Origin of the sequence: Ferroplasma sp. (assembly GCF_031200575.1) — an archaeon.
In the GTDB taxonomy this organism is placed as follows: Archaea; Thermoplasmatota; Thermoplasmata; order Thermoplasmatales; family Thermoplasmataceae; genus Ferroplasma.
This window is the reverse complement of sequence record NZ_CP133597.1, coordinates 35382-55918: the sequence shown is the minus strand read 5'-3', so window position 1 is coordinate 55918 and position 20537 is coordinate 35382. Positions and strand designations below refer to the sequence as shown.

General features: G+C 40.6%; 15 protein-coding genes, 2 tRNA genes, 1 rRNA gene and 1 pseudogene. 6 read left to right on the top strand and 13 right to left on the bottom strand.

Annotation, left to right across the window (positions count from 1 at the left end):
• The first annotated feature begins 225 nt into the window (after positions 1-225).
• Genes hemL through RE471_RS00285 form a run of 3 tightly spaced genes read left to right on the top strand, consistent with a single transcriptional unit; the run spans position 226 to position 3024 of the window.
• Entirely contained in the window at positions 226-1488 is a 1263-nt protein-coding gene (gene hemL, locus RE471_RS00295; RefSeq protein ID WP_309214749.1) for a glutamate-1-semialdehyde 2,1-aminomutase, read from the top strand.
• Entirely contained in the window at positions 1479-2336 is an 858-nt protein-coding gene (gene hemC / locus RE471_RS00290; protein ID WP_309214748.1) for a hydroxymethylbilane synthase, read from the top strand. Before hemL ends, hemC begins: the two co-directional genes overlap by 10 nt.
• Entirely contained in the window at positions 2323-3024 is a 702-nt protein-coding gene (locus tag RE471_RS00285) for a uroporphyrinogen-III synthase (protein ID WP_309214747.1), read from the top strand. Before hemC ends, RE471_RS00285 begins: the two co-directional genes overlap by 14 nt.
• Here the strand turns inward: RE471_RS00285 and RE471_RS00280 are convergent.
• From RE471_RS00280 to eif1A, 4 genes are all read right to left on the bottom strand, one after another.
• A tRNA-Met gene (locus tag RE471_RS00280) sits at positions 3025-3099 on the bottom strand.
• Positions 3100-3142: 43 nt separating this feature from the next.
• The gene (locus RE471_RS00275; protein ID WP_309214746.1) at positions 3143-3700 is read right to left on the bottom strand and encodes a KH domain-containing protein; all 558 of its coding nucleotides are present in this window, start codon (positions 3698-3700) and stop codon (positions 3143-3145) included.
• Entirely contained in the window at positions 3693-4457 is a 765-nt protein-coding gene (locus tag RE471_RS00270) for a serine protein kinase RIO (protein ID WP_309214745.1), read from the bottom strand. Before RE471_RS00270 ends, RE471_RS00275 begins: the two co-directional genes overlap by 8 nt.
• Entirely contained in the window at positions 4447-4779 is a 333-nt protein-coding gene (gene eif1A / locus RE471_RS00265) for a translation initiation factor eIF-1A (RefSeq protein WP_309214744.1), read from the bottom strand. Before eif1A ends, RE471_RS00270 begins: the two co-directional genes overlap by 11 nt.
• A 256-nt stretch (positions 4780-5035) precedes the next feature.
• On the opposite strand from eif1A, the pseudogene RE471_RS00260 reads away from it, so the two are divergent.
• Positions 5036-6697 (top strand): annotated as a pseudogene (locus RE471_RS00260) (APC family permease); the annotation flags it as partial.
• A gap of 112 nt (positions 6698-6809) precedes the next feature.
• On the opposite strand, the gene RE471_RS00255 reads toward RE471_RS00260, so the two are convergent.
• The 6 genes from RE471_RS00255 to RE471_RS00230 form a co-directional block, all read right to left on the bottom strand.
• Entirely contained in the window at positions 6810-7241 is a 432-nt protein-coding gene (locus tag RE471_RS00255; RefSeq protein WP_309214743.1) for a NusA-like transcription termination signal-binding factor, read from the bottom strand.
• Between the two features lie 9 nt (positions 7242-7250).
• Positions 7251-8768 (bottom strand): DNA-directed RNA polymerase subunit A'', encoded by a 1518-nt coding sequence (gene rpoA2, locus RE471_RS00250; RefSeq protein ID WP_309214742.1) that lies wholly within the window; start codon positions 8766-8768, stop codon positions 7251-7253.
• On the bottom strand, positions 8765-11431 hold the full coding sequence (gene rpoA1, locus RE471_RS00245; protein ID WP_309214741.1) for a DNA-directed RNA polymerase subunit A': 2667 nt from the start codon (positions 11429-11431) through the stop codon (positions 8765-8767). Before rpoA1 ends, rpoA2 begins: the two co-directional genes overlap by 4 nt.
• Complete coding sequence (locus tag RE471_RS00240; protein ID WP_309214740.1) at positions 11428-15015, bottom strand: DNA-directed RNA polymerase subunit B; 3588 nt, start codon at positions 15013-15015, stop codon at positions 11428-11430. The genes rpoA1 and RE471_RS00240 overlap by 4 nt, the downstream gene beginning before the upstream one ends.
• Complete coding sequence (locus RE471_RS00235; protein WP_309214739.1) at positions 15016-15276, bottom strand: DNA-directed RNA polymerase subunit H; 261 nt, start codon at positions 15274-15276, stop codon at positions 15016-15018. It lies immediately after the preceding gene.
• Between the two features lie 13 nt (positions 15277-15289).
• A tRNA-Lys gene (locus tag RE471_RS00230) sits at positions 15290-15363 on the bottom strand.
• 150 nt (positions 15364-15513) lie between these two features.
• Here RE471_RS00230 and mtnA point away from each other — a divergent pair.
• Positions 15514-16530: an S-methyl-5-thioribose-1-phosphate isomerase gene (mtnA, locus tag RE471_RS00225; protein ID WP_309214738.1), complete on the top strand. Its 1017-nt coding sequence runs from the start codon at positions 15514-15516 to the stop codon at positions 16528-16530.
• Here mtnA and RE471_RS00220 read toward each other — a convergent pair.
• Positions 16506-17798 (bottom strand): tryptophan--tRNA ligase, encoded by a 1293-nt coding sequence (locus RE471_RS00220; protein ID WP_309214737.1) that lies wholly within the window; start codon positions 17796-17798, stop codon positions 16506-16508. The genes mtnA and RE471_RS00220 overlap by 25 nt on opposite strands.
• A gap of 62 nt (positions 17799-17860) precedes the next feature.
• Positions 17861-17981: ribosomal RNA gene (gene rrf / locus RE471_RS00215) — 5S ribosomal RNA — on the bottom strand.
• A gap of 112 nt (positions 17982-18093) precedes the next feature.
• Here rrf and RE471_RS00210 point away from each other — a divergent pair.
• Positions 18094-19422 (top strand): MFS transporter, encoded by a 1329-nt coding sequence (locus RE471_RS00210; protein WP_309214735.1) that lies wholly within the window; start codon positions 18094-18096, stop codon positions 19420-19422.
• A gap of 87 nt (positions 19423-19509) precedes the next feature.
• Here the strand turns inward: RE471_RS00210 and RE471_RS00205 are convergent, their stop codons facing one another.
• Positions 19510-20448, bottom strand: coding sequence for a deoxyhypusine synthase (locus RE471_RS00205; protein ID WP_309214734.1), 939 nt, complete (start codon positions 20446-20448; stop codon positions 19510-19512).
• Between the last annotated feature and the right edge of the window lie 89 nt (positions 20449-20537).

Genomic DNA, 20537 nt, shown 5'->3' with positions numbered 1-20537 from the left:
AAAAATGAACAACTAAAAACCCCAGAATATTTTTCCATATTTATCAATTTTAATAAGATATAATGGTAAATACGTAATTAAACTAATGAGATGAATAGCCATTTTTAGATTACACCACGCCGGCAATGTTGGTATGCAGGAAGGTCATTAAGCAATAAAATACCACAATTAAATACTTGTACGATGATAAACAAAAAGATAAATCCTTAAAACTGATGTAGAATAATGAGATCATCAAATTTATTCAAAGAGGCGATGGATATATTCCCGATGGGTGTAAATTCCCCCGTTAGATACTATTCACCAGAGCCCGTAATGTTTCAGCAGGCCAGGGGCTCCCGGGCCATAGACGTTAATGGTAAAGAATACATAGATTACTCAATGGGTTTTGGTCCCATGATACTGGGCCATGCAAATCCTGAGGTGGGAATGAAAATAAAAGAGCAGGTAGATCGAGGTATCCTGTTCGGATCCCTTAGTGAAAACGAAATTAAATTGGGCAAAAAAATAAAAAACGCTGTTAAATCTATAGATATGCTTCGCTTTACTAACTCTGGAACAGAGGCAACAATGCATGCGATAAGGGTAGCCAGGGGATTTACAGGGAGAAAATACATCCTGAAAATGGAGGGCGGATACCATGGTGCCCATGACTATGCCCTTATAAAGTCCGGAAGTGGAACAATGACCTTCGGTGTCCCATCGTCTTCCGGGGTTCCAGAGGAGGTCTCCAGAACAGTTCTTGTTGGGCAGTATAATGATACTGAAAGCATAGAAAAATTGTTCAGGGAATATGGAAATGAAATAGCCGCAGTAATTACAGAACCGGTTCTTGGGAATATCGGCGTTGTCAATCCGAAGAAGGATTTTTTAAAATCTCTCAGGGAAATAACTGAAAAATACTCATCCCTGCTGATATTTGATGAGGTTATCACAGGATTCAGATTTGCCTTCAGTGGATACCAGGATATAATAGGAATAAAGCCAGATATTACAACTATGGGCAAAATAATCGGTGGAGGTGCCCCAGTTGGAATGTTCGGCGGAAGGAGCGATGTAATGGAGAAAATTGCCCCGGCAGGAAATGTATATGAAGCAGGTACCTTTTCCGGCAATCCCCTTACCATGGCAGCAGGAGTGGCGACACTGGATATATTAAAGACAAAGGATTATTCACAGATAAATGGCTACGCGGAAAGACTTGAGAAAGAATTAAATTCAATGATCAGTGAATATGGAATAAATGCTGTGGTAAATAGATGCTATTCAATGTTCCAGATATTTTTCAACAAAAAAAATGTTACAGATTACAGTACAGCAACCCAGTCAGATACAGCTAAATTTAATAAAATGTTCCACGGTCTTCTGGAAAAGGGAATTTTCTTCCCACCCAGCCAGTTTGAAACAGAATTTATAAGCTTTGCGCACAATGAGAATGATTTCCAGGCAACTGTAGATGCCATGTCCGCGGTGTTAAAATGTCTATAATACTGGGAACAAGAGACAGCGAGCTTGCGCTTATTCAGGCAGAAAGCGTAAAGGTCGCCCTGGAACTGGCCGGATACGATGTGAAAATAAAAAAATTTACATCAAGAGGTGATTCTAATAGGAACATTCCCCTGTACAGGATGTCATCTACAGGAGTTTTTGTTGATGAGCTCAATGAGAGGGTAGTTAAAGGGGAAATAGACCTGGCTGTTCATAGTGCCAAGGATATTCCATCCACCATGGCTGATTCACTTGAAATAAGTGCAGTTCTTAAAAGGGAAGATTACAGGGACGTGTTAATATCAAATACCCCACTGGAGGAAATGAAGGACGCTGATAAACTTGGCACATCCAGTATGAGAAGAATTAGGCAGGCAAAAACCGTGAATGCACATGTGCAAATATCGGATATAAGGGGAAATATCGATACCAGGGTATATAAATACATGTCAGGCAACTACTCCGGAATAATTATAGCTAAGGCTGCATACAATCGGATGAAGCTTGACATGGAGCATTTCGAGTTATCTGAGGATCAGTTCCTGCCTGCGCCGAATCAGGGAATAATAGCCATAGTTGGCAGTAAGGATTCAGAATCATCTGACATAGCAAGAAGTATTAACCACAAAGAAACATACAGTGATATGGAAAATGAAAGATATATAGTTAAGAAACTCAACCTTGGGTGCTCCATGCCTGCAGGAATACTTTCTGAGGGCGGTGCAGTTAAAACCCGCTTTTATTCATTGAAATCTGATGAATACACTGACCTTAATTTCAATGGAACAAATATGGAATCAATAACGGAGAGGATAAGGGAGGCGATAGCCGGATATGGGTACTTCTAATTATATTATAACAACAAGGCCTGAGGGAAAGTTTAAACCCATGGATACCCGATGCATATCAATAAAAAACGTACCACTTACGAAGATCGTAAGGAATGGGCCGCAGGAGGAGATTATCCAGGATATGATTCAAAATAGGCCAGGAATTATTGTTATCACCAGTTCTGTTGGGGCATCTGAATTTTTTAAATACTATTATAAATATACGGATAGTCCCCATATTATTGCTATTGGTGATAAAACTGCAGATGAAATTAAAAAATATACCGGAGATGTTTCTGTTCCGGCGGCCAGAAATTCCTATGGCGTTATAACCATGCTGGAAAATTATCTTAATTTTAGAATAGCCCTATTTCGCAGTAATGAATCTAATAATATTATCAATGACTGGCTTAAACAAAGAAATGCAAATTTCACGGAGTACCATATATATAACGTTGTGAAACTTGAAAATAATGGAATAAAAGAGCTGTTTATGGATAAAGATTGCAGGGGCATACTGCTAACATCATCAATGGAGGCTGAAATATTCCATGAAGTGCTGGGGGATGCTAAAATTACTAAAAACATATATGCCATCGGAAAAGTAACAGAGAAAACTCTTCAAAAGTATGGATACGATGTTTCCTTTACAGGCAACTCTGATTTTGATTCAACAATAAAATACATAGATAATGAAAACTGTTAGTAGCGGGGAATGGATTTGAACCATTGATCTACGGGTTATGAGCCCGTCGGGATCTCCTGACTACCCTACCCCGCTATAATAGTATATTGCTAAAAGGGATATAAACTTTAACGGTTTTTTATGTACCGCCAAAGCTTTCTTCCATTTTTCTGAACTTTAATTCCCCAGAATTCTTCTCCAGATATGCATAAACTGTCTTATGTTTTCTTCCCTGAAGTATCATATTAACTGCCTCCCTTGCATACTGTATGGATATAAAATCTCCTATGATAGAAACAGTGTTACCGCTTATGGATATATATGTGCCTGTAAGATCCTCTATAATTTCCCTGGTGTGGCCGTCCTTGCCTATAAGCCTCCCCCTGATCTCATTTATTCTTTTTGTGTCTTTTTTAACAAATTCTTTAATTGATATAACTATAAGCTGGATGCTGTCATCGAACAGAAACATGGCTTTATCAGGATTAAATCCGCGGCCAATAGCCTGTACAGCATTCATGGCCATCAATGCCTTCAATGGGTCATTTTTCTGGTAAACTGTAACTGTGGCATTTTCAGAATCAATTTCTAATTTTACCTTTCCCTCTTCCTCTATCTTCGCCTTTACGGATCCTTCCTTACCGATCAAAACTCCTATCCTGGAAAACGGTATTTTAATACTACCTATATCAAGCAATTATACCACCTTTAATATGATTATATAATTCGTCTATGCTGCAGTTTACACCTTTCTTTGAAAAGAATGAAACTATATTTTTGATATCCCTTTCAAGAAATGTTTCTGCCATTGGGTGCTTGACTGAAACAGACTGCCCAACATCTATAATGTACGGGTTTTTCCTGTAATAAAGTATGTTATACTCACTGAGATCTGCGTGGACTATCCCGGCTTTATTGTACATAAGCCACATAGACTTTCTGAGCTTCTCATATATATCATTAAAACCTTCCTGTAGATCCCTTATCTGCGGTGCAGGCCCCCTGGAAGTCCCAAGATATGACATGAGAAGTATATTTCTATAAAAACCATAGGGTTTTGGAGCATTTATACCCACTTCCCTGAGGCTTTCAAGATTTGTATATTCTTTCTGTGCCCATACATATACAACATTTGATCTGTTTATCCTCTCCTTATCAAATCTGTAATCACCTTTTATGTATTCCATGGTATTGGAAAATTTTAACGTTGACATTTTATATATCTTTAATGCCCTTGTTTGCCTGCTTTTAAGCCTGACATTGAAGATGAGGGACTCTTTACCACTTGATATGGGAAAGTCAATATAATCGATCTCATATTTTTTTATAACTTCATAAATTGCATTAAGTGTCCTTCTATCAAATACTAGCCCATAGGTTTTTCTATCAAGATTTAGTCTGTTTGAAAACTCATCCGATTCAATTAACTGCTTCAGTGCACTTTTATCGTTCATTGAATACATCTATTATTTCCGGCAGCATCCTGTTCCTGCTCAGGTACATTGCCTGGGTTCTGGTATATCTATATACTATATCGCCCTTTTCATCCTGGAAATCCCAGGGCTTTACTATGACAAGGTCACCCTCCCTTATCCACATTCTTTTTTTCATTTTTCCCGGTATTCTGCAGTTTCTTGTGGAACCATCTTCGCACATAACTGTTAGCCTGGAGGCCCCGGATAATTTTTCAACTATGCCGTATATCTCTCCCTTTCTCTTATTGGGCGTAATAACCCTCGTAATATTTTCTCCATTGTCATCTTCTTTATCAACCATATGTATACTACATAATCATATCCACTCATATAAATATAATCAATTATGAACAGGTTTTCTAGGCATATCAGAAAATAGATTTATGAAAAAATTTCGTGAAATACATACTTTACTACGTATATATCTGATATCTGTTAAGAAAAATTTAAATATATCTGCTATATATTCACATATGGCTGATTTTGAATCAGAAAAAGATGTTATAGCTAATAGTAAAAGCTAGGACAGAAAATTAAAAAAGGCTTTAACCACATGGGATCTCTATTTTTTGAGTCTCGGCGGGATAATCGGATCAGGATGGTTGTTCGCAGCAGCTGCTTCAGCAGCAACAACTGGGCCTGCCGCTATACTCTCGTGGCTTATAGGTGGTGTGCTTGTTTTATTCATAGCTCTGGTTTATGCTGAGCTTGGTGGTATGATACCGAGAACCGGTGCAATTAGTAGGTACGGTCATTACTCCCATGGAGGGGTTGCGGGGCTATTCTTCGGATGGACATATTTCCTTTCAGCTGTATCCGTTCCCGCAGTAGAGGCAGAGGCTGTAATAACCTACGCAAGTTCATATGTGAAGGGTTTATCTTACAGTGCTCCAAATCCACTGGACCCCTCTTCAACAGTTGCACTTCTAACGGGCCTGGGAATAGTACTTGCAGGGATACTCATAGTTGCCTTCTTCGCACTGAACTACGCAGGTGTCAGGATCATGGGAAAGACAAATACAGGAATGACGTGGTGGAAACTTATAATTCCGTCCATAACCATTGTTATGCTTGCATTCCTGGTATTCCACACACCCAATTTCACCACTCCTGCTCTGGGTGGTTTCCTTCCAGGAAACAATACTGCAACAATATTCGAGGCCGTGTCTACTGATGGTATAGTGTTCTCATTTCTGGGATTCAGGCAGGCTCTGGATTACGGAGGCGAGGCGAAAACACCTCAGAAATCAATACCCCGTGCCACAGTATTTTCGGTGTTAACTGGAATAGTTGTATATGTTCTGCTTCAGGTGGTCTTCATCGGGGCTATAAACCCTACTAAACTTGCTGCAGCGGGAGGCTGGTTTGGACTTGTATCAAGCTCCCCGTCAGCATATGCATCCGGAGTTGTAGCCGCACCATTTGCATTTCTGGCAAAAACATCCGGGATATTCGCACTTGTTGTGCTGACATATGTGCTATATGCCGATGCTTACGTATCACCAGCAGGAACGCTTAATGTCTATGCAGGAACATCCACAAGAACCCTCTTCGGGTTATCCGAAATTGGGTACTTCCCAAAACAGCTTTCCTACGTTAGCAAGAAAACAAGGGTTCCGGTTCTGCCCATTATAATTTCTGTAATCATAGGATTGATATTCCTGGCTCCATTCCCCAGCTGGTATGCACTGGTAAGTCTTATAACAGGCGCAACTGCATTCACATATATTGTTGGAGGTTCTGCCCTTATGGTGTTCAGGAAGGAGGCTGATGAGCTAAAAAGGCCATTTACCCTTCCCTATGCAAAAATACTTGCACCCATAGCATTTGTAGGTGCAACGCTGATTGTCTACTGGTCAGGATGGCCAACAATACCCTACCTTGCAATAGCCATATTCCTTGGAATAGTTATATACCTTATAATACTGGCATCCCATAAAGTTGAAAATGTATTTACGAAAGTTAATATAAAGGCCGGCTGGTGGGTCCCTGCATTCATACTGGTGCTTACGCTCCTATCATATCTGGGCGAAGGAGACTACGGTGGGACAAATACAATACCATACCCCTATGATTTCGTGGTTGTAATAATAGTTGCCATAATATTCTATCTGATATCCATAAGATCTGGATATAAGACTGATGAGATAAGGGATATAATAGACTCTGGAACACAGTACATACCCGAGGAGGATGTGTCCACTGCAGGTCAGAAATAATCATATATTTTTTAACAATAATTTTTTTAATTGATACTTATAATATAAAAACCGTGTTTTATTAGTTAAGCAAGAAAATGTAAAAATTATAACATAAATATGGGAATATGGTTTATCTCTGTTTTATTATAACGTTCTTTATTTTGAAATATCTTGAAATGGCATCACGCATTAATTTAATGTTGCGGCTATCCTTGCCTATTGCCTTCCCGATATTTTCAGGTGCTATGCCGATGAATATATTTGTTACATTGTCCTTCCATATCAAATTTATTTCGTTTACTCCGTATCTGTAAAAAAGATTTTTTGTAAAAGTAAGCAGGTCAGGGGAGAACTCTGCCATGACTATTCTTTTGTTTATCTTTGCCTTCAGGTCAGTAATTATATTCTCGTGTTTTTTAAATATTTCAGCAAGCTTATGCTCTCCCACAACGAATAATACCATCTCCTCGTTTTCAAGGCATTCGAACACATTTGTTCTAGTATAGCTCTCAAATAATTTTATAAATCCTATTGTCTGGTTATCCAGTGTTATCTCATTCATGGTATCCCTTTATTTTTTGTTACCCTTATATACAAGGTCTATGGCACCTGTTCCCAGTGTTATGGGCTGGCCCACAATGATGTTCTCAGCAACTCCTGCAAGTGGGTCAATCTCTCCAAGAAGCCCGGCCTTCAGTAGATGTTTAGATGTTATTTCAAATGCTGCCCTGGCAAGTACACTGCTTTTTCTTCCTGAAATTCCCTGCCTTCCTACTGCCCTTACTGCACCGGAAAATGTCATCATATCCGCCACAAGCATTAAATGCCTCTTATCAACGTTAAGCCCCTGCTCACTTAGCGTATTTTCAGCCTCACGGTAAATGGCATTCCTGGCAGCCTCTATCCCGAAGACGTTCTCTATTTCTATAATATCGTTTGTTGTTGTTCTTGTTGCATCAACGCCCTCTATATTCAGAACCTCCCGCAGGTTTGATCCCTGGGTATAAATTACCCATCCACCTTCCTTGGGGTCTACCCTACCTATAGCCCTGCTAATCTTGCTGACACCCTTAATGGGTGTGGTTTTTAGTTCTTCCTGTTTCTGATAGAGTACCTTGAATGATTCCTGCTGCAATTTTATTGCTATGCTTTCATCATCTACCTGATTATATATTATCCCCTTTTTCTTTTCCAGCGCTGAGAGTAAGTCCCCCATGGTGACAAGCCTGTCACGGCTCTTATTCTTATCGAGCTTAATTGTAAGGCTCATCTCCCCAACATCAGTTATAATGTCCGCAACATCTATTATTGTTGTATTTTCCAGGCTTTTAATAAGCTCCATGACCTTTTCCTGGTTATTTTTGTATTTTTCCGTAAGGTATATTGTCATGGAAGGCGTGCTCGGTATTCTCCTGGCATCCACAATTTCTATGAGCCTAGGCAATCCAAGGGTAACGTTCATCTCAACAACACCTGCAAAGTGGAATGTTCTCATAGTCATCTGTGTTCCCGGCTCGCCAATACTCTGCGCGGCTATAATGCCCACAGCCTCGAAAGGATCTATCTCCCTTTTTTTGAGTTCGAGGTCAACCCGCTTCAGAAGCTTCTCGTATTTGTCAGATGGAAGGCTGTTTTTATATTTTATGAGTTTATATGCAAGTGATACAGGTATACTGTATCCCCTTGATTCCGCATCCTTCATTACTGATAATGCATCATCAGACATTTTAAATTCTTCTTTTTCCCTGTATTCAACGTGGAATTTTTCACCGAGTGCAAAGGACGTTAATTCCTTGAACCCTTTTTCCATCTTAAATTCACTGATAGGCGTTCTGTCTATCTTTCTGATGCTTTCAATTTTAAGTATAGCCTTTAAACCGGTCTTCCTTTTCTGTATAACCTTATCAGCCGGCTCATACTTTGAAATTTCCGATATTTTTACCTCATAATCTATATTCTGCTTATCTGTGGAGATATAGCCTGTCTCTATCTTGGTTTCGGGCATATACTCAACAGCATAGCTGCAGGGTAAATTTTCAGAAATAAGTCCGATGTTTTTCTTAGTATCTCTCCATATCAACGACATCATTGTGCATCACCGAATTCATCATACGCAACATAATCAACATCCACTGTCTGCCCCTCATCGCTTCTGGTTGGATCTATTCCATCCTCCCCATACTTGAACTGCACAACAGACCCTATTGTATCCTCTACCCTGCGTTTGTCATTCACCTTCAAATCTTCGAAGGCGTTGATAAGCCTTCTCTGCATGTAGCCGCTTCTGGATGTCCTTACAGCAATATCAACAAGACCCTCCCTTCCTCCTATACTATGGAAGAAGTATTCCGTTGGGTTCAGGCCTGCCCTGTAGGATGATTTAATGAATCCCCTGGCATAAGCCCCAAGGTCATTTTCCTTGAAGTGTGGCAGGGTTCTGTTTGCATATCCCCTGTTAAGCCTTCCTCCTCTGACGGACTGCTGCCCCACCATTCCTGCAACCTCTGCAATGTTCAGCATCTTTGCCCTGGCGCCAGACCTTGCCATGATAACAGACGGATCGTTGAGGCCAAGGTACTGGGATGCAATCTTTCCTGATTCATCCCTGACTCCTCCGGTTGCACTGAGAATCTCAACCTCCAGGGTGTCCTCTATTGATCTTCCAGGCAGCGGCTGGAGCTGTCCTGACCTGAAGGCAGCAACAAGTTTTTCTATTTTATCTAGGGTCTCATTGGATATTTCCTGTATTCTTGATATTGCTTCCTTGGGTATATCATAATCCTTGATTCCGGTTGAGAATCCCCTATGGCTTAGGTAGCCAACTGCCAGACGTGTCACATTGTCTATGAATTTTGATGCAGCCTGTGGCCCCATCTTTCTGAAAATTTTATCTACTATAACTCCAGAGAAAGGCCCGACAGCCTCATCATCTATAGTTCCATGGACAAGCTTTCCATTGGTAATAACCACATATGTATCCTCGGGGTCATTTTCATATTCGCATTTTCCGTCCTTTGAGCCGGCACACAAGTGACTCTTAAATTTAACGTTCAGCCCCTCAGGAAGAATAAGTGAGAATATATCTCTTCCATGGTAATATTTCTTGCCATCCTTGATAATAGGCTCGGGGAGCTTATCGAATTCTATATAAGAGACTGTATGTATTGCATCATCCTCGGATAGTAGCGGATTATTATGTGTAAGAAGGAATAGTGAGGTTATATGATCATGTATCGCACCAATAATAGGTCCTCCAAATCTGGGGGACATAATCTGTTCCTGTACCTTCATGATTATTCTTGCTTCTGCCCTGGATTCCTCGCTCTGTATAACATGGAGGTTCATCTCATCTCCATCAAAATCTGCGTTGTACGGTGTGCAGTCAGAAAGGTTGAATCTGAATGTCATCCCTGGAAGAACCCTTACACTGTGGGCCATCATGGACATTCTGTGAAGTGATGGCTGCCTGTTAAATAATACTATATCGCCCTCTGTCATCTGTCTTTCCACTGTCCATCCCAGATCTATTCTCTCACTGTTGATTTCGGCGTTCTGGTCTGTAAGCTTTATCCTTCTCCCATCAGGCCTTATAAGGTAATTAACTCCTGCAAGATATTTCCCATCCTCTGTTCTGGGATCAGTGCCTCTCTTTATCCACTCCCTCATTTTGTCTATGTTGAATGAATTGATAAGAACAGGTACTGTAAGTTCCCTTGCAGCTATTTCAGGTATCCCAACCTCATTCATAGATAGGAACGGTTCAGGTGAAATAACACTTCTAGATGAAAAGTTCACCCTTTTTCCGGAAAGATTGGCCCTGAATCTTCCCTCTTTACCCTTTAACCTCTGAACAAGGGTTTTAAGTGCACGTCCTGATCTGTGCCTTGCAGGTGGTATTCCTGCAGTCTGGTTATCAAAATAAGTTGTAATATGATACTGAAGCAGATCCCATAGATCTTCTATGATAAGCTGTGGAGATCCATTATCCCTGCTTTCCCTGAGCCTCTGGGATATCCTGATTATATCAACGAGCTTGTGTGTTAAATCATCCTCGCTTCTTTCCCCTGTTTCAAGTGTTATGGATGGCCGAACATCAATTGGCGGCACGGGCAGGACGGTAAGAATCATCCATTCCGGCCTTGCTGATGCTTTATCAATGCCGAAGAAGAGTAAATCATCATCAGGAATTCTCTCAAGTCTTTCCCTGATCTCTTTTGGTGTTATTTTAATACCGCCTTCCCTGAATGTTGTGGGCTTATCCAGTATTACCTTGGGGCTCTCTGCATTGCAATGAGGGCAAATAGATCTCTGGGCAGCAATCTCAAGAATTTTTTTCAGTGTCATATCTATAATTTCCGGGTCCATGGTTGAAAAATCAATGGCGTTAATCTGGATCCGGTAATTACTTATCTCATCATCCGTTAATTTTATCCTGCCACATTCCTTGCATGAAGAGTCCAGCATGCTTTTTATTTCTTTGATAAAACCTATGTGCACAACGGGCATTGCCAGTTCTATGTGTCCAAAATGTCCCGGGCATTCATCTACTTTCCCGCCACATGTGGCACATTTTAAACCTGGTTCTATGACACCCATATGGAGATCCATCAGCCCCCTCTCTATGGGATAGCCATCATCATCATATGTATCAGGTGTTATAACCCTGATCTGCGACATTTTCCTGATTTCGTCAGGAGATAAAAGGGCAAATTTTATTTTTTCTATTCTCTTTGAAACATTATTAAAATTCATTTCATATCACCCAGTTCTAGCCTCATTACAATTCCCATGGAACTCAATTCATCTCTCATCAATTTAAATGCATAACTGGTCTCAATAGGATATATATTGCCTGTATTTCCGCATACAGGGCATCTCAATGTACCCTTTCTGAAATCATATATTGCTATATGCCCGCATGTGGGGTTACCGCAGACATAGAGTATTGTTCCGTCACTCTGATCCAGCAAACGGTCTTTTATGACCATGGATGCACCATGTGCGATAAGGGTATCCCTCTCCATTTCTCCGAATCTGAGTCCTCCCTGCCTGGACCTTCCTTCTGTTGGCTGTCTTGTAAGTATCTGCACGGGCCCTCTGGACCTTGCATGGAATTTGCTTGCAACCATATGGTGCAGTTTCTGGTAATAGATTACGCCCATGAATATATCAACGTCAAATTTCTTTCCTGTAATTCCGTCGTACATAACCTCATTGCCAGATTCACGGAAACCGTATCTCTTGAGCTGCTCTCTGAGGCTTCTTTCAGGTTCCCCGTCGAATATAGTAGAATCTATATTGTCCCCGCTCATGGTTGCAACCTTTGCCCCCATCATCTCAAGGACATGGCCCAGTGTCATTCTTGACGGTACTGAATGCGGATTGAACAGCAAATCAGGTATGATTCCATCCTCATTGAAGGGCATATCCTCCTGAGGTACAACATGTCCTATAACCCCCTTCTGTCCATGCCTTGATGCAAATTTATCACCTGGCTGGGGTATCCTGTCACTCCTGACCTTAACCTTGATTATCCTGCTATTGCTCTCAGATACTGTGAGAAATACATTATCAACATATCCGGATTCTGTGGGCCTGACTGTTACCGATGATTCCCTCCTTCTTAAGGGTCCGAGCTTATCCGCATTATCCTCCTCAAGGAATCTTGGTGGGGATGTTTTTCCCACAAGTACATCTGAACCCTCGACCTTTGATTCAGGGAATATGACACCATTTTCATCAAGATTCTTGTAATAATCTTCTGCTCTTGCCCCAAGGACATCATGGCTTGGAATCTCGAATCTGTCCTCCTGTCCTCCAGGATATCTTCTCTCCTCTGCTGTATAGGTCCTGAAGAATGAGCTTCTTCCAAGCCCTCTCTCTATGGATGCCTTATTCATTATAATTGCATCCTGCATGTTGTATCCGTGGTATGATACTATTGCAACGACGAAGTTCTGGCCTGCAGGCTTTCTCCTGTACCTTATGAAATCCATAACCTTTGTTGTAACAAGTGGTATCTGTGGGTAGTGAAGCAGATGCCCTCTGGTATCTGTCCTTATTCTGAAATTTGCCTGTGGAATTCCAATTGACTGTTTTATCATTGCAGAAGCAATGGTAATCCTGGGCGATGAGTTATGTTCAGGATAGGGAATAAGCGATGCCACAACCCCAAGTATCATGGATGCATCTATTTCACAGTGTGTATGATCCTTTGAAATCTGATTGATTCCCTTGAAATGCGAATGGCATTCATCGCATTCAAGGACAATATCATCCGACCCCGGATTTACCCATGTTACATTATTCCTGTAAAGCACCTTGCCGCAGTGCGGGCAGTTTTCAGGGAATTCAAATGGGAATACCGAAATATATGCGTTTTCCTCCTCCTCTGCATCCAGCCATTCTATTGCTCCCTCCGAAATAAGGTCATTTACAGTATACTCTCCCATACGTAGTTTTTCAAGCATTTCTTCATTGAGAACGGTTTTGCCATCACGTACAACAAATAATGGCCTCCTCAACCTTCCACGGTCACAGTTTATTATTACCTCGTTAGTGTTTGAATCAAATTTGACATTGACCTCGTTTGATAGTTTTCCCGACCTTCTTAGATTTCTTACAGTCTCTGCAAGTATTGCCGGGTCATCATGGTATCCTATGAAATCCCCATTAAGGTACACCCTCCCGGATGCCTCCTCCTTTGTTACATCGTATATATTCATTCCCCTGAGCTCTTCAAGAACTATGTCCGGGTCAATTCCCTGTGTTACATTAATAATTAGAGATGCATTTTTTACCAGTCCGCAGTTCTGGCCTTCAGGTGTCTCGTTGGGGCATATTCTACCCCACTGTGTTGGGTGGAGATCCCTTGCCTCAAAATGTGGCTGAGATCTTGTCAGTGGTGAGATAATTCTTCTAAGATGGCTTAAAGTTGACATATTGGAAGTCCTGTCAAGAAGCTGTGAAACTCCCGTACGTCCACCTATCCAGTTTCCTGTTGCCATTGAATGCAGAATTTTCTGGGTAAGCAAATCCTGCCTAACAGCTGGCCTGAGTCTTATGCCTCTTTTCTTATTGTATGTCTTTTCCAGCTGGTATTTTAAATCCTTCATTACTGACTGGAAAGCATTTCTGAAAAGTTCATCAAGAAGATCCCCTGACAGTTTTATTCTTTTATTTGCATAATGATCCTTATCGTCCACGTGCCTCATGCCAAGGTTAAGTTCAAGAAGTGACCTTGCCATCCTTCCCAGGTATATGGCCTTCTTCAATCTGTCTGAGACCTCATCTCCAAGATGCGGTAAAAGTGCCCTATCAAGCATCTGTGTAATTTTCTTATCCCTGAATTCCTTTGCCTGACCTGCTGCAAATCTTTTTTCAAGGTATGAAAGTGCATCCTCACTGTTATTGACGCCGTTGGGTGGCAACACCTTTGGATTCTTGGAATCTTCAATGTTAGCATAAATTAAAGGATCCATGCGCGGATCTGAAAATATGGCATCATGGACATCTACATCTTTGTCTATCCCCAGGGCCTTCATCAGTATCACCAGAGGAACGGTCCCTGCAACTGTTGGAATAGATACGTTTATGATTCCATCGCTGCCCTTCTCCAGTGATATAAGTGCCCTGAAACCACTTTTCTGTGAAAATATTTTTGCAACTTCAAGCCTGGAGTCATATTTCTCCTCATATTCAACAAGGATTTTATTTGGTGCCAGATCTTCAAGGGAGACAATAACCCTCTCCGAACCTCCTATAATAAAATAACCTCCAGGGTCTGTAGGGTCCTCATCCACATATCTGAGTTTTTCCTCCCTAGTTTCATCAATGGGGCCATTATTCTTTTCAATATACAGGTCAAGATTCTGTTCTGAAAGTGTGCATATTTTTGATCTTACCATAACAGGTATTTCCCCGATTTTTATGGTGCTGGCATCCCTCTCTATTCCGTCCTCCACTATGCGGAGCCGCAATATAATCGGTGCCATGTAGTTCAGGTCCCTGAGCCTTGCTTCCTGGGGGGTGATCTGGTTTGATGCACCGGAAGCTTCCTTTATTTCCGGTTTTTCTACCCATATTGTGGGGTCTCCTGTGGCCTTACCATTTTCCCGGTCCCTTCCAAAATATATCTTTATGTCCTTCCCTCTTGTTTTTGATGGGTCAAGCTCGATAACTCCGGGTGTAGCGTCGTCAGATATTTTTGTTTCATCTACAATTTGCTGCATTATGCTGTCCGGGTTATTTTTGGATGCATAAAAATAATTCATTGAATCTATCTGGTAATTAACAACACTCTCTGATTTAAAAAACGCATCTAAAATAGGATTCATTTATATCACACTCTTTACAATAACTCTATAATACTCATAATACCCTGCTGTAGGGCTCTTCCGGATAATTTTAATTATTCTTCCCGGCTCTAATTTTCCATGGATTTCCTCCAAGGCCTTGATAGTTGGATCATTTATACCGATTTTAGGCAGATCGTCCTTAGTCACATTAAGCCTGCTTAAAACGCTTTCCTCCTCTTCCACTGGAACCAGATGGTGTTCTGGCACAATTTCGTGCTCTAGCACATTGAACTTGCTCATATTTTCACCTAAACGGGTCCGAGGGGGTTTGAACCCCTGACCGCCTGGTTAAAAGCCAGACGCTCTACCTAGCTGAGCTACGGACCCACAATATGTAGTCAGCTATATTTCTTTGAAACATATAACTTTTGTTGTGTAATGATATTACTAAATAGTATTTTAAAGTTTTAGTTTTTTGAAAGTTGTATGGAAAAACTGCCATGAAAAATTTAATATCTTTTCCAATTATATTCCATGATGAAAGTCAACATAAATGGAGAATCAAGATCAATTCTCGCGGTTTGGTATGAGGATAATCAGGTTAAGCTGATTGATCAGAGAAAAATTCCGGAATCTATTGAGATATATACTGCGAACAATAGCGATGACATTTACTATGCGATAAAAAATATGGTAGTTCGTGGAGCTCCAGCTATAGGGGTTACAGCCGCATACGGGCTTGCAATGGCATTCAAAAATAAGGAAGATATGGACAAATCCGTTAAAACCATTTCATCTTCAAGGCCCACAGCGTATGACCTATTCAAGGCAATAGATTATATGAAGTCAAATAAGTTCTCTGAATCTGCGGCAAGAAGATATGCACTGGAAATAACTGAAAGATCCAGAAAGATCGGTGAATACGGCAATAGCCTAATAAAATCAGATGACAGGATACTGACGCACTGCAATGCTGGCGCACTTGCTGTTGTCGACTGGGGGACAGCCCTGGCGCCCATGAGAATTGCCCACGATTCCGGAAAGAAAATATTTGTTTATGTGGATGAAACAAGGCCAAGGTTACAGGGTGCAAAACTTACTGCATGGGAGCTTCAGCAGGAGGGTATAGATTATTCCATAATAGCTGATAATGCGGCAGGTCATTTCATGAAAAATAAGGACATTGACCTCGCTATTGTTGGTGCTGACAGGATAGCTGCCAACGGGGATTTTGCAAATAAGATAGGAACGTATGAAAAAGCAGTTCTTGCAAAGGTAAACAATATACCATTTTATGTCGCCGCTCCAGGAAGCACATTTGATTTCTCTCTAAAAAGTGGGGATGGAATACCCATAGAGGAGAGGGACGAGAATGAGGTTCTCATGGTGAACAATTCAAGGCTGGGCCCTGTTGAAGGGCATGCTAAAAATCCGGCATTTGATGTAACGCCACACGAATACGTTACAGCATTCATCACTGAATATGGGATATTCAGGCCTGAGGAGCTTAAAAAACTCTATAATCTTATTCAGGACGACCTCTTTATGAGGTAATCATCCATTTTTCTCAGTGATTCATCTTTCTTTTCAGCAAGATTTTTCAGGAATTTAGATATATTCTGAGCAGCCTCTGATTTGCATGCACCGCACATTCTTACACCACCGATACATTCCTCATATACCCTGCTCACATATTTATCATCACTGCTGTGGTATTTATAAAGTTCAAATACAGGGCATATATCGGGATTTCCTCCCAGTTTTTTCTGCTCCTCAACCGTCTGCCTCCCACCGGTTACAGCATGTTTAATCTTTCTGGTTGCATCAGCAGGTGAATCATTCAGGCTAATTAGCGAATCAGGGACCGAGGATGACATCTTACCGCCCCTGAGTCCTGTTTCCAGCTTCTGGAATGTTGCTGAAGGTTCAATGAACGTATATTCATTGAACTTCCCCTCGAGACGTGCGAGAATCATATCAATTTTTATTCTTTCCTCTTCCTTTGAATTTTTTATGTAAATGGCTCTGTATTCATAGTTAGGTGAACACTCATAGCCCTTTGAAGAAAGTTCCTCCATAGCTTCGTTAATATATCTTTCTGGATTATCTGTTCCTTTGATGAAAATGGATATTTTTCCATGGTCTGGTTTTATGCTATAAATCCTGAGCCTTTTTGCCAGGTCTCGCATCAGCCTGATATGTGGATCCTGGTCAACACCAACAGGCACAATTGTCGGTTTCGGTCCTCCAAGGTGCCTCATCTGTGTATGGAGTACATCAGCTGCCTGTATTATAGGCGAATTAACGTGCAGCATTGATGATGAGTCAGTAAGCCCATATATGGCCTTGAGTTCATTCATATTTGTGCCGTTGGAAAGAATAAATGCCAGGCTCTGGGTATCAAAATTTTCGGACTGGAAATATATTTTGCATGGTTTCAGCCCCATGGATATATAGTTGGCTATGTATTCGTTGATGGCTATTTCACGTGCCCTTTCAAAACTAATTCCCCTTGTCGCATAGGATTCAAGGTCAGCTACTGCAATATACACTTCTGCCCCAAGAGACTGAAAATAAATAATCTGATCTATGGTGAGTTTATTTCCAAGGTGCATATGCCCTGATGGCATTAATCCCGTCATGGCATTAAATTCCATGCCATTTTTTATTGCATATTCCAGATAATCAAGGCCACGCTGCCCGAATATAAGTTTTCTCCGGAACATAAAATAATCAAAATAGTCATTCGGCTTATCTATTCCGAATTCTCTGATTAACTTTTCATAATCGAAATACTGTGATGAACTCCAGGGATTTATCATAAACCTTCATAAAAAACCTGTTAATTAACCTTCTTTCTAATTTGATAAAAAACAATATTAAAAAACGACAGCGAAACATAGTTCCCGTCCCCTCGCGGAAGATAGTACAGTATGTAACACATCGGACTTAACCGTCGGGTTCGGAATGAGACCTGGTATTTCCCCGATGTTATGACCGTCGTCAAATCTTAATTACTAACTAATATATAAACATTTTTAATCAGCGCACTTTAATATGTACTCATAATTAAGTAAATACTGATAATTTATATACTGATATGCAATAAACCTCCATATGAATAGCTATAAAACCATTTCAGATGCCCCTTCCTCACCATTTCTGAGAAAAATCACACTCCTGTCTTCCATGGGTGTGATGATGGACGGTTATACACTTACAGTATTTTCATATGCATTACTATATTTGATAAATGTAATGTCCCTGAAAAGTTACGAGATTTCCATAATGGGAATATCATCCATAGGGGGAGTCCTCATTGGAAGTTTTATTTCAGGTTATATTGCTGATATTTATGGCAGGCGATTTATTTACATTTATGACCTTTTCATTGTATCCATATTTATTTTTTTAACAGGATTAGCAACAAATTACATAAATTTCTCCATTCTTGAACTCATAGTGGGCTTTGGTATAGGCGCCGATTATCCCGTAAGCTCCTCAATACAGGCAGAATTTTCACCAACAAAGTCCCGTGGGAGGTTTATGTTCTTCAATATTTTCTCATTCTCCATAGGTTCTCTTATATTCCTCGGGATTGCTGTTCCCCTGGTGCTGTTCACCGGTGTGAATGCATGGCGCTATATGTACATGATCGGTGCGATATTCCCTATACTGGTGCTGTATTCTAGGAAAAAGATTCCAGAAAGCCCATACTGGGTGCAGCACAAATTTGGGAACGAGGCAGGAAACGCTGCCAGGGTAAATTTTGAAAAGTCCACAGGATACAGAATATCTGCATTGCCCGACATAAGCCCCGGGAAGACAAGGCTAAAGGACATATTTAAGGGAAAATACGGAAAATACATAATATTTATTTCTATGGCCTGGTTTTCATATGATATAGTTAGCTATGGTATATGGACATATTCGCCATTAATATTTTCCACCGAAATTACATCCTACTATGCAGATCTTTATGTTGTATTTACCGGCATGGCAGAGTCCATTCCAGTAGTTGTAGGGTTCCTTATTGCAATATATTATGTAGATCGGATCGGCAGAAGGTTATTGCTGATTATAGGGTTTCTAGGGTCTTTCCTGGTTCTTGTCATATTCTTTTTTGTTAATGAGTATGCAGTGGTTGGGCTCCTCATGACATTCAGCGCCTTTGGGTTTGTCCACTTTTTCCATAATGTTGGGCCCAGCCCGATTACATACACATATCCCGTCGAAATATTTCCAACACGGATAAGGGGCACAGCAATGGGGTTCGCCACCTCTATTTCCAGGCTAGGGTCAATACTTGCCGTATTCTCATTTCCAATAATAGACTCGCTCTACGGTTTAAAAACCATAATAATCTACTTCGCAGTTTTTGAGTTCATAGGGCTTGCGCTCACCCTCAAATATGCTCCAGAAACAAGGAACAAGGCACTGACATAAAAAACCAGTTGATGGTCAATAGATTAATTCTTAAGACTCATTGACCTCTACTAATTAAAAATAAGTGTAAAAATTTATTTGTGCATATTACAGAAATGGCCCGATAAGAAGGGGCAGCAGTGCGGTTACATCGCCGTATATGTTAACAAATTTTGCATCCTTCCTGACCTTTTTCCATGTAATTGCCTCCTCAAGTTTTGCACCTGATAGTGAACCATCATATTCCTGTGCGGTTGTGATATAAACCGCCTCATTCAAACCATCACGGAATTGATTCCACCATATAGTGTGGTGTTTTGATATCCCGCCACCTATCATCAAAGCTCCTGTCTTTTTTGCATCGAATACTATATCTGATAATCTATGCTCATCTTCAAGGATATTTATGCGAAAATCATGATGCATCTCATAAAATGACCATAGCTGTGATCCGAATGACCCATCTGTAATCCCGGGAACAAAAACCGGTATATTGTTTTTGGCGGCATTATATAGAATTGAACTGTCACTGTTGAGTTTTAATCCAATTTCACGGATTAAATCCACTGGCGCCCATTCCTTTTTCCGATTGTAGAGATCCTCTATCATTGGCATAAGTTTGTCTTCAATTATAACTCCATAGCTTTCGTCCGGGACAAATACATTCCCAAGCCTGTTGATATTCATATCCTTTAATTTGTCATCACCAAAATTAAATGTTCCGGCATAGTAATCTGTGTATGTTCTGGCAATATCATGGTCAAGTGTGCCGTTTGTGGTAATAATAACATCTACCAGCTTATTTTTCACCAGCTGGTTTATTATGCCCCTGGTTCCTGTGGATATAATATCTGCAGGGAATGAAAGAAAAGTCGTTTCATTGGAATTAAACTCCTCCTTCAGTATCTGGTACCCCTCATAGATTTTTTTTGATGTAAAGCCTCCACTGGTACCGAACATTTCCATTAAATTTGCAAGTGTGGTATCCTTTCCGACCCTTGTATCTTTTACAGGGTTTTTTAATAAATCCTCTCTTTTAACTTCCATGTAACATAATATTATTTTTATAATTCAATGTATCGGTTAATAGAAGTCTTAAAGTGCCTGCAAAAAGTTGAAATTCCATACCTGTATAT